The organism is Microbacterium sp. NPDC055665 (assembly GCF_053618035.1).
This window is the reverse complement of record NZ_JBSHGY010000014.1, coordinates 1-10,801: the sequence shown is the minus strand read 5'-3', so window position 1 is coordinate 10,801 and position 10,801 is coordinate 1. Positions and strand designations below refer to the sequence as shown.

The following is a 10,801-nucleotide window of genomic DNA, read 5'->3' as shown; positions in this document are numbered from 1 at the left end:
AAACCCCGTCAGATCCCCCGACACCCGTGAATTCTCCCGACGGATGCACGGGCTCCGAGCGACGGGCGAGACTCAGGCCCGGGCGAAGGCCGCGTCGATCAAGACCTCTGCCGCACCGCGCGCCTGCACCGCCACGGACGGGTCCTTCGAGATCGCGGCCGTGCTCTGCGCCCCCTCGGCGAGGATCGACAGCTGTGCGGCGAGTGCCGCGGGCGCACCGGTGTCGGCGACGAGCCCCGCCATGTACTCCTGGAACGACGCCTTGTGCGTGCGCACGATCTCCGCGACCTCGGGGTTCGTGCCCCCGAGCTCGCCGAACGCATTGATGAATGCACACCCGCGGAAGTCGTCGGCGCAGAACCAGTTCTCGAGGTACCCGTAGACCGTGAGGAGACGTGTGCGCGGGTCGTCGCCGGCATCCGTCACGGCTCCCGACAGTCCGGACTCCCACTGGGCGTGCTTGCGGGCGAGGACGGCGGTGACGATGTCGGTCTTCGCGGGGAACAGCGCGTAGAGGCGTCGCAGCGACACGCCGGCCGCGGCGCGCAGCTCGTCCATGCCCACGGCCGCGTATCCCTTGCGGTAGTAGAGCTCTTCGGCGGCGGACAGGATGCGCTCGCGACCCTCGTCTTCGGTCATACCCAGAAGTTTACTTGACATGAGAACGAACGTTCTCTAGATTGTTCATATCGAGCGAGAACGGTCGTTCTCACCGCAACCGAAAGGATCAGGATCATGGGCTACATCACCGTCGGAAACGAGAACAGCACCCCGATCGAGCTTTACTACGAAGACCAGGGTTCCGGTCAGCCCGTCGTCCTGATCCACGGCTACCCGCTCGACGGACACAGCTGGGAGCGTCAGACCCGCGAACTCCTCGCCCAGGGCTACCGCGTCATCACCTACGACCGCCGCGGCTTCGGCGGGTCCTCCAAGGTCAACGCCGGCTACGACTACGACACGTTCGCCGCCGACCTGAACACGGTGCTCGAGACCCTCGACCTGCGCGACGTCGTGCTCGTCGGCTTCTCGATGGGCACCGGAGAACTCGCCCGTTACGTCGCCAAGTACGGCCACGACCGCGTCGCGAAGCTCGCCTTCCTCGCCTCGCTCGAGCCCTTCCTGGTGCAGCGCGACGACAACCCGGAGGGTGTGCCGCAGGAGGTCTTCGACGGCATCGAGGCTGCCGCCAAGGGCGACCGCTTCGCGTGGTTCACCGACTTCTACAAGAACTTCTACAACCTCGACGAGAACCTCGGCTCGCGCATCAGCGAGCAGGCCGTCACCGGCAGCTGGAACGTCGCGATCGGCAGCGCGCCCGTGGCCGCCTACGCGGTCGTCTCGGCCTGGATCGAGGACTTCCGTGGCGACGTCGAGGCCGTCCGTGCCGCGGCGAAGCCCACCCTGATCCTGCACGGCACGAAGGACAACATCCTCCCGATCGACGCGACCGCCCGCCGCTTCCACCAGGCAGTGCCGGATGCCGACTACGTCGAGGTCGAGGGCGCCCCGCACGGCCTGCTCTGGACGCACGCCGACGAGGTCAACGCCGCACTGAAGGACTTCCTCGCGAAGTAACCCCTCGGTGACGACGAGGCCCGGCATCCCCACGGATGCCGGGCCTCGTCCCTGCGTCCTGGCCCGAGCTACGCGTCGCGCGAGCGCCAGAGCAGCCAGACGAAGTACGGGGCTCCGATCAGCGCCACCACGAGTCCGGCCGGAAGCTGCGCCGGGGCGATGACGGTGCGCCCGATCGTGTCGGCGACCCCGACGAGCAGACCGCCCAGCAGCACCGCGACCGGGATCACCCTGGCGTGCCTGGCCCCGACGAGCGCCCGTGCCGCGTGCGGAGCGACGAGCCCCACGAAGCCGATCACGCCGATCGCCGTCACGCTGAGCGCCGCGAGCACCGCCGCCACAACCAGCAGCGTCAGCCGCACGGGCTCGAGCCGGATGCCGACCAGCCGCGGGGTGTCCTCATCGAGGGACAGCACATCGAGCTCGCGACGGCTCATCACCACGAACGGCAGCGCGATGGCCAGCACGATCGCCAGCGGCAGCACCTGCTCCCACACGCGGCCGTAGGTGGTGCCCGACAGCCAGGTGTAGATCTTCGGGGTGTCCCAGGGGTTCGACCTCAGCAGGAAGAACGTCGTGAGCGACACCGTGAAGTAGGAGACGCCGATGCCGATCAGCAGGAACCGGTCGGCGTTCAACCCGCCGCGCCACGACAGCAGGTACACGAGCGCGAAGGCCAGCAGCGCCCCGGCGATGGCGCCCGCGATCATGCCCGCGGTGGACGAGACGGCGCTCGTGATCACGAGCACCGCACCGAGTCCGCCACCGCCCGTGACGCCGAGGATGCTCGGGTCGGCCAACGGGTTCCGGCTCACCCCCTGGATGATGGCGCCCGACAGCGCGAGCGCCCCACCGGCGACGACGGCGGCCACGATGCGCGGCGCGCGCTCGTCCAGCGCGAAGGCGATCGCCGCCGGCGCCTCGCCCTGCAGCCACAGCGCGATGTCGCCGGTGAGCAGCCACGTGTGCCCGGCGAGCAGGCCGAGGACCAGCACCCCGATCACGCCGAGCACGACGACCACCATGGTGATGCGGAACCGCAGGCGGCTGCGCACGCCGAAGCGCACCCGCGGAGGCTCTCGCGTCGGACCGGCGTCACGCAGGCGCCGCGCCATGAGCACGAGCACGATCGCTCCGAGCAGCGTCGTCGCGACGCCGGTCGGGATGAGGATCGCCGCCTCGGCCCCGATGATCGCCCGCAGCAGAGCATCCGAGAGGATCACGACGATCGCGCCGAGCAGCCCGGCGGCCGGGATCAGGAGCAGATGGCGGTTCAGGCTCGGCACCACCCGCGTCAGCAGGCGGGCGAGCACGGGTGCGCACAGTCCGACGAAGCCCATCGGCCCCGCGAGCGTCACCGATACCGCGGTCAGCGTGACGGCGAGCAGGATGCCGATGGCCCGCGTCGAGCGGATCGGCACGCCCAGGGACGATGCCGTGTCGTCGCCGAGCGCCAGGATGTCGAACCGTCGCGCGAGCAGCAGCGCCGCCGCGGTCACCACGACCACGACCGGGGCCGCCTGCAGGAACGCGGTCAGGCCGAGCTGCGACAGGCTGCCGCTTCCCCAGGCGAGCAGGCCCTTCGTCTCCTCGTCGAACAGGATCAGCAGGGTCGATGTGCCGGCCTGGAACGCGAGGGCCAGTGCCGTGCCCGCGAGGATCAGCCGCGTGGTGGACGAACCCGCGCCGCCCGCGAGCCCGAGCACGATCCCCGCGGCGATGAGGCCGCCGGCGAACGCGACAGCGCCCGACGCCCACACCGGCACCGCGATGCCGAACGCCGCGAGCGCCGTGACCGCGAGGTAGGAACCGGCGGTCACGCCCAGCGTGTCGGGCGATGCCAGGGCGTTGCGGGCGAGCGATTGGAGCAGGATGCCGGCCACGCCCAGCGCCACGCCCACGGCGATGCCTGCCGCGAGGCGCGGAACCCGCGACCCCCACAGCACCTCGGTGTCGGCGAACACGGCACCGCTTGTGCCCTGCGTGAGATGCCAGCAGGCGACGGCGAAGAGCACCACGGCCAGAGCCACGAGCACCCCGATGCCCGTCAGCAGGGCGCCCGGCCGGCGCCCCTCCGCCTCGCCGGGCGCGACGGCGGGAGCCGGGCGTACCGACTCCGTCGTGGCCGCCGCGTCGTCGAGGCGAAGGGCACCCGTCACTTCGAGAGCACCTCGACGTAGCCGTCGATGATCTGCTGGGTCGAGCGCGGTCCGCCGAACGTCCAGATCCCGGCGGGGAAGGCCGTCAGGCGGTCATCGGCCACGGCGGGCAGCGAGGTCCAGGCCGGGTTGTCCTGCAGGGCGTCGATGAAGCTCTCCGACTCGGGGTCCTCGGTGCCCGTGTAGAACAGGCTGGCGTCGCCGACCGTCGTCATGCCCTCGACGTCGGTCTGGCCGAGGCCGTAGGTGGGGTCGACCTCGCCGGTCCAGGCGTTCTCGAGACCGAGCTTCTCGCCGATCTCACCGACCAGCGAGCCCTGACCGAACGGACGCAGCGCGACGTTGCCGCCGTCGACCCAGCCGTCGAAGAACACGAACTCCTTCGTGGGCAGGTCGAGATCGGCGAGTTCGGCCGAGGCCGAGTCGAGGTGCGCCTGGAACTCGTCGGCGACGACCTCGGCGCGCTCCTCGCGGCCGGTCACCTGGGCGATGAGGTCGAGCGTGCCGAGCATCTTCGCGATGGGGTCGGCGGCATCCGCACCGACGGTCGCGAGCACCGGCACGTCGTAGGCCTCGAGCTGGGCGACGATGGGGTCGTCCGCGGCGCTGACCTCGACGATCACCAGGTCGGGCTCGGTGCCGAACAGCGTCTCGAGGTTCGGCTCCTGGCGGGTGCCCACATCGGTCACGCCCTCGGGGAGCTCTTCCGCGGTGACCCACGTGCTGTAGCCCTCGGCGTCGGCGACTGCGACCGGTGTGACGCACAGCGACAGCGCATCCTCGATCTGCTGCCACTCCAGCACCGCGATCCGCTCGGCGGGCTTGTCGAGCTCGACCGTGCGGCCGAGGTCGTCCGTGACGGAGACGGCGCCCGTCGAGGTCGCGGTGGTGTCGTCACCGCAGCCCGCACTCGTCGAGGCCGAGGCATCGGAGTCGGAGGCGGCGGGGGCCTGGGTGGTGCCGCAGCCCGCGAGGGCCATCACGAGTGCGCCGCCGAGGGCGACCAGGGCGAGGGGCTTCTTCTTCATTCGGTTCTTCCTCCGGGAGGGGTGAGGGGGTTCAGGATGCTGCAGCGGTGCGATGCCGACCGTGGTGCCGACCGCGCGGGAGCACCCGCACGAGGCCGGTCTCGTCGTCGATCTCGGTGTCGATGCGCAGGCCGTAGACGTGCGAGAGGTTCTCGCCCGTCAGCACCTCGGCGGGGGTGCCGGCCGCGTGCACCCGACCGGCGTGCAACAGCACCACGTCGTCGGCGACGGATGCCGCGTGGTCGAGGTCGTGCAGCACGACGCCGAGGGCGGTGCCGTGGTCGTCGGCGAGCTCGCGCACCAGGTCGAGCGTCTCCACCTGGTACCGCAGGTCGAGGTGGTTCGTCGGCTCGTCGAGCAGCAGCACGCTGGTCTCCTGCGCCAGCGCGGTCGCCAGCCACACGCGCTGCAGTTCGCCGCCCGAGAGCTGGTCGACGGGGCGGGAGGCCATGGCTGCGAGCCCGGTCAGCTCGAGCGCCCGCGCGACGGCGGTGCGGTCGGCGTCGCTGACACCGGAGAAGCGGCCCCGGTGCGGGTGGCGGCCGTACGCCACGACGTCGGACACCTCGATCCCGGAGGGATGCGGCCGCGACTGCGAGAGCATCGCGACGGCCTTGGCGAACTCCTTCGCCGAGAGGGCGGTGGCGTCGCGCGTCTCGTCTCCGCCGATGCGCACACTCCCCGCCTCGATGCGGTGCAGGCGGGCGAGGGCGCGAAGCACGGTCGACTTGCCGCTGCCGTTGGGGCCGATGAGGGCCGTCACCCGTCCGGGCGCGAGGCGGAGCGAGACGTCGTGCACCACCCGGGCACGGCCGTATCCGAGCACGAGGGATTCGCCCTGCAGGGCGTGGGGCGCTGTCGTCGTCATGTCAGCCCCGCATCGCGACGCCGCGGCGCCAGTAGCCCATGAACGCCACCTGCCCGCGGTCGATGCCGAGGTCCTTGACGAGGTGGCGGCGCAGGGTGGTGACCACGCCGCTCTCCCCCGCGATCCAGAAGTAGCGCTCGGCCGGCGCATCCGCCCTGTCGATCTCCTCGCCGAGACCGGAGTAATCCGGCGTCTCCCAGAGCAGATCCTCGCCGTCGATGTCCTTCACGCGGATCTCGTCCGCCGCGTCGGCGTCGCCGAGGTAGCCGAGCACCGCGGGGATCAGGCGCAGGCCGTGCGGGTCGCCCGCGTCGCGCGGCAGCCAGTGCACCTCGACGCCGGCCGGCACGTCGATGCGCAGGATGTCGGCGGGCGACGGCACCTCGATGAAGGCCACTCCGCGCAGGTCGCGAGGCGCGTCCTCCAGGATGCGGGCGATGGCGGGAGCAGCCGTCTCGTCGCCGGCGAGCACGACCGAGGCCGCAGTGCCCGGCGCGAACTCGGCCCCGCCGTGCGCATCCACGTCCACGCCGCGACGCGGCCCGACCAGGTACAGCTCCTGCCCGACCGCGGCCTGGCTCGCCCACAGCGACGCCGGCCCGGTGAGTCCCGGCTCGAGGTGCAGCACGAAGTCGACGTCGACCTCGGTGCCCGCGGCGGGGTCGACCCGCAGCTCGCGCACGGAGTAGGTGCGCATCGAGCCGCGCTCCTCCTCCGGCACCGCGAGGAACGACTGCCACCAGTTGTCCGAGGCCCGGTCGAGTTCCGGCAGCACCCCGGATGCCGGCGGGAAGACCAGCTTGATGCGGCTGTCGAACACCTCGCCGGGGGTGCCGAACTCGAACAGATCGTCGCCGCCGAACGTCACCCGCACGAACGAGGGCGAGACCCGAGCGACGGCCCGCACCTCGGCGCGGGTGAGGATGTAGGTCGGACGCTCGGTCGTGGTCGTCTCAGCGGACATGATGCCTCCCGATGGGTGTGACCATCGGCTTGCCGGAGACCGGGTCGATGGTGATCTGATTGGCGAGGCCGAAGACCTCTTCGACGAGCTCGGCGGTCACGACGTCCTGCGGGGCGCCGGTCGCGTGCACACGCCCGTCCTTCATGGCCACCAGCTCGTCGGCGTAGCGGGCGGCGAGGTTGAGGTCGTGCAGCACCATGACGATGGTGGTGCCGCGCGAGACGCTCAGGTCGGTGAGCAGGTCGAGCACCTCGACCTGGTGTGCGACGTCGAGGAACGTGGTCGGCTCGTCGAGCAGCAGGATGTCGGTCTCCTGCGCGAGGGCCATCGCGATCCAGACGCGCTGCCGCTGCCCGCCGGAGAGCTCGTCGACGCTGCGGTCGGCGAGGTCGGTGATGCCGGTCGCGTCGAGGGCGTCGGCCACCACCTCGTAGTCGTGGGTGCTCCAGCGCGCGAGCATCTTCTGGTGCGGGTGCCGGCCGCGGCCCACCAGATCCGCCACCGCGATGCCCTCGGGCGCGACCGGAGACTGCGGCAGCAGGCCCAGGATGCGGGCGACCTCTTTGGTGGGGCGGGCGTGCACGGACTTGCCGTCGAGCACGATCTGCCCCTCGGCCGGCGAGAGCAGGCGGGCGAGCGAGCGCAGCAGCGTCGACTTGCCGCATCCGTTCGCGCCCACGATGGTCGTGATGCGTCCGGGCGCGATCTGCAGGTCGAGGCCGTCGATGACGGTGCGGTCGCCGTACGCCAGGCTCACGCCTTCGGCGGACAGGCTGTGCGAGACGGTCATAGCGAACCCCCGGAGCGGTTGGTGCGGATGAGCAGGTAGATCAGGTACGGAGCGCCGACCACGCCGGTGATGACGCCGACCGGATAGCGGGTGCCGAAGGCGAACTGGCCGATCAGGTCGCCGCCGAGCACGAGCACGGCCCCGACGAACGCCGACGGCAGGAGCAGGTTCGCTCCTGGCCCGGTGATGCGGGCGGCGATGGGCCCGGCCATGAACGCGACGAACGCGATGGGGCCGGTCGCCGCGGTGGCGAACGCGAGCAGCGCGACGGCGCCGAGGATGAGGAGCAGGCGTGTGGCATCGACCCGGATCCCGAGGCCGGCCGCGGAGTCGTCACCGAGCTGGAGGGCGCCGAGCGCACGGCCCTGCGACAGCATCAGCGGGACGATGATCGCCGCGGCGATCGCCATCGGCAGCACCCGCTCCCACGACGCGTTGTTGAGGCTTCCGGTCAGCCACTGCATCGCGGTCTGGATGTCCCAGTTCGCCGCCCGCGACAGCATGTACGAGATGACGCTCTGCAGCATCGCGGCGACGCCGATGCCGATCAGGATCAGGCGCGTGCCCGCGAAGCCGCCCTTGATCGAGAGCAGGTAGATCGCGAGAGCGGTGACGATGGCACCGCCGAAGGCGAGCACCGATACGACCGGTCCGTTCACCGACAGCACGACGATGCCGAACACCGCGGCAGCCCCGGCGCCGTTCGAGATGCCGATGATGTCGGGCGAGGCGAGCGGGTTGCGCAGCATCGTCTGGAAGCACACGCCCGCCATGCCGAAGCCGATGCCGGTGAGGACCGCGAGCACCGCGCGCGGCAGTCGGAGGTCGCCGACGGTGAAGGAGGCTCCGGGGACGGTCTCGCCGAGGAGCACGCGGATGACCTCATCCAACGAGTAGAAGGTGTTGCCCACCATGAGGGCGACCGCGAAGAGCACGAGCAGCAGGACGCCGAGCACGATCGTCGCGATCGCGTGTCGGCGGTGGCGCGAGCGACGGCCGGCGACGATCCGGGCGATGCGGGCGGATGCCGGCTCGTCGACGCGATCGAGGGTGTGCTCGGTGTGCTCGGTCGTGCTCACAGCTCACGCACCTTCTGCCGACGGACGATCCAGATGAAGAAGGGGGCGCCGATGATCGCGGTGATGATCCCGACCTGGATCTCCTCCGCCGACGGCGAGATCACGCGGCCGATGATGTCGCTCGCGGTCAGCAGCGCGGCGCCCGCGATGGCCGAGAACGGCAGCAGCCAGCGGTGGTCGGTGCCCACCAGCATCCGGCACATGTGCGGGACGATGAGGCCGACGAAGCCGATGGGTCCGGCGATCGCTGTCGCGGCGCCGGCGAGGATCACCGCGCCGAGCGCCGAGATCATGCGCGTGCGGAACACGTGCTCACCGAGGCCCTTGGCCATGTCGTCGCCGAGGGCGAGGGAGTTCATGCCGCGCGCGCTGAGGAAGCAGATCAGGGCACCGATGGCCAGCACGGGGGCGGTGAGGGCGATGCGCGGCCACTCCGCCCCGCCGACGCCGCCGATCTGCCACGACTGGAACGTCTGGAGCAGGTCGACGCGGGGCAGCATGACCGCGCTGATGAGCGACGCGAAGGCGGCCGACGTGGCGGCACCGGCGAGCGCGAGCTTGAGCGGCGTCGCGCCCCCGCGTCCGAGCGAGCCGACCGTGTAGACGAAGACGGCGGCGATCCCGGCTCCGGCGATGGCAAACCCCATCTGTCCATACGGGTTGCTGAGCCCGAAGAACGCGATGCCGCACACGACGGCGAGCGAAGCCCCGTTCGAGACGCCGAGGATGCCGGGGTCGGCGATGGGGTTGCGGGTCACGGCCTGCATGGTCGCGCCGGAGAGCGCGAGGGCGGCGCCGATGAGGAGGGCGAGCACGGTGCGCGGGATGCGCTTGACGATCGCGGCCTGGGCGATCGTGTCGGTGTGGCCGCCGAGGGCCGCGACGATGTCATCGAACGAGACGGCGCGCACGCCGAACGAGATCGACAGGATGCTGAGGATGACGAGCACCGCGACCCCGATGAGCAGCCAGAGGGTGCGCACCAGCACCGGGCGTCGCAGGTCTGCGGCGCCCGGTGCGGGTGCGATGACGGTTGCTGAGGTCACGGGGGATTCACTCCGCCGATGCGGATCGAACGATTACTTCGACAGCGGCGCGGCCAGCATCGCGAGGTAGTCGGTGAGTCCCCACGGGATCGACAGCGGCGACGGGTTCGCGGATGCCGCGATCGGCGTCGCGTTGGGGAGGATCGCGATGCGCCCCTCGGCGATCGCCGGGATCTTCGACAGCAGCGGGTCCGCCTGCAGCTGCGGGATCAGCGAGTCGTCGCCGTACGTGACGAACACGTCGACGTCGGCGAACTTCGCCACTTCCTCGGCGCTGATCGTCAGGTCGAACTTGTCGGTGTCCGCCGTGTCCTCCACGAGCGACGGGTAGGGCAGCCCGAGGTTGTCGTGCAGGTATCCGGGGCGGGTGTCCGTCGCCGTGTAGTAGCCGATCTGGCTCAGATCGGTCGGGTCGAGGTAGGCGAACAGGACCTTCTTGTCCTTCAGGATGCTGTTCTCCTCGAGAGCGGCCTCCGCGTCGGCGTGCAGCTCCTCGATCAGTGCTTCACCCTCGTCCTCGAGACCCAGTGCCTTCGAGTTCATCTCGACCATGTCGTCGACCGAGGTGCCCCAGGCGACCTCGGGGTAGGCGATGACCGGTGCGATCTTGGAGAGGGTGTCGTACTCCTCCTGCGTGAGACCCGAGTACGAGGCGAGGATCACATCGGGTTCGGTGTCGGCGACGGCCTCGTAGTCGATGCCGTCGGTCTCGTCGATGAGCACCGGCGTCTCGGCGTCCAGCTCGTCGAGCTTCTCCTCGACCCAGGGCAGCACGCCGTTGCCGTCGTCGTCGCCCCAGCTCACCTTGCTCATACCGACCGGGACGATGCCGAGGGCCAGCGGCACCTCGTGGTTCGCCCAGGCGACCGTCGCGATGCGCTCGGGCTTCTCGGAGATGGTGGTCTCGCCGTAGACGTGCTCCACCGTCACGGGGAAGGCATCCGCCGAGGCCGGGTTGCCGCCGGCGGTCTCGGTCGATTCCGGGGCGGAGGCCGCGCAGGCGGACAGGCCGACGGCGAGTGCAGCGGCCGCGCCGATGGCGAGGATTCGAGAGGTGCGCACAGGCGTTCCCTTCGGGGTTCGGGGTGAGGGGGCGGCGCGAGAGGTGCGCCCAGCCTTTGGTAAGCCTGGCCTAATCTAACACGGAGGTTAGGTCCGCCTCACTTCGAGTCCTCGCCACAGACCTCGTTTCGAATCGCGCGAATGGTCGCAGATCGCCGCCGAATCGGACCATTCGCGCGATTCGAAAGCTGCGGGTACAGAAAAAGCCGGCCGGATCCGTGAGGATC

10 protein-coding genes are annotated in these 10,801 nt (G+C 70.6%); 1 reads left to right on the top strand and 9 read right to left on the bottom strand.

The annotated features are described in order from the left end of the window. Positions 1 to 72: 72 nt before the first annotated feature. Positions 73 to 639, bottom strand: a complete 567-nt coding sequence (locus ACWGO6_RS18015) for a TetR/AcrR family transcriptional regulator (protein WP_452327535.1) — start codon at positions 637 to 639, stop codon at positions 73 to 75. A gap of 96 nt (positions 640 to 735) precedes the next feature. On the opposite strand from ACWGO6_RS18015, the gene ACWGO6_RS18010 reads away from it, so the two are divergent. Continuing rightward, a complete protein-coding gene (locus ACWGO6_RS18010; protein WP_167632805.1) occupies positions 736 to 1,578 on the top strand; it encodes an alpha/beta fold hydrolase in 843 nt (280 codons plus the stop codon). Between the two features lie 68 nt (positions 1,579 to 1,646). On the opposite strand, the gene ACWGO6_RS18005 is transcribed toward ACWGO6_RS18010, so the two are convergent. The 8 genes from ACWGO6_RS18005 to ACWGO6_RS17970 are packed head-to-tail and all read right to left on the bottom strand — an operon-like array spanning position 1,647 to position 10,574. Next, positions 1,647 to 3,737, bottom strand: coding sequence for an iron ABC transporter permease (locus tag ACWGO6_RS18005; protein WP_452327534.1), 2,091 nt, complete (start codon positions 3,735 to 3,737; stop codon positions 1,647 to 1,649). Then, on the bottom strand, positions 3,734 to 4,765 hold the full coding sequence (locus ACWGO6_RS18000; RefSeq protein ID WP_136041393.1) for an ABC transporter substrate-binding protein: 1,032 nt from the start codon (positions 4,763 to 4,765) through the stop codon (positions 3,734 to 3,736). The genes ACWGO6_RS18005 and ACWGO6_RS18000 overlap by 4 nt, the downstream gene beginning before the upstream one ends. A 31-nt stretch (positions 4,766 to 4,796) precedes the next feature. Next, complete coding sequence (locus tag ACWGO6_RS17995) at positions 4,797 to 5,633, bottom strand: ABC transporter ATP-binding protein (RefSeq protein ID WP_452327533.1); 837 nt, start codon at positions 5,631 to 5,633, stop codon at positions 4,797 to 4,799. Position 5,634: 1 nt separating this feature from the next. Continuing rightward, complete coding sequence (locus tag ACWGO6_RS17990) at positions 5,635 to 6,597, bottom strand: siderophore-interacting protein (protein ID WP_452327532.1); 963 nt, start codon at positions 6,595 to 6,597, stop codon at positions 5,635 to 5,637. Further along, positions 6,587 to 7,387 carry an ABC transporter ATP-binding protein gene (locus tag ACWGO6_RS17985; protein ID WP_452327531.1) on the bottom strand — a complete coding sequence of 267 codons (801 nt, stop codon included), beginning with the start codon at positions 7,385 to 7,387 and terminating at the stop codon, positions 6,587 to 6,589. The genes ACWGO6_RS17990 and ACWGO6_RS17985 overlap by 11 nt, the downstream gene beginning before the upstream one ends. Next, entirely contained in the window at positions 7,384 to 8,466 is a 1,083-nt protein-coding gene (locus tag ACWGO6_RS17980; RefSeq protein WP_452327530.1) for a FecCD family ABC transporter permease, read from the bottom strand. Before ACWGO6_RS17980 ends, ACWGO6_RS17985 begins: the two co-directional genes overlap by 4 nt. Beyond that, entirely contained in the window at positions 8,463 to 9,512 is a 1,050-nt protein-coding gene (locus tag ACWGO6_RS17975) for a FecCD family ABC transporter permease (RefSeq protein WP_452327529.1), read from the bottom strand. The genes ACWGO6_RS17980 and ACWGO6_RS17975 overlap by 4 nt, the downstream gene beginning before the upstream one ends. A 33-nt stretch (positions 9,513 to 9,545) precedes the next feature. Further along, on the bottom strand, positions 9,546 to 10,574 hold the full coding sequence (locus ACWGO6_RS17970) for an iron-siderophore ABC transporter substrate-binding protein (RefSeq protein WP_452327528.1): 1,029 nt from the start codon (positions 10,572 to 10,574) through the stop codon (positions 9,546 to 9,548). Positions 10,575 to 10,801: the final 227 nt, after the last annotated feature.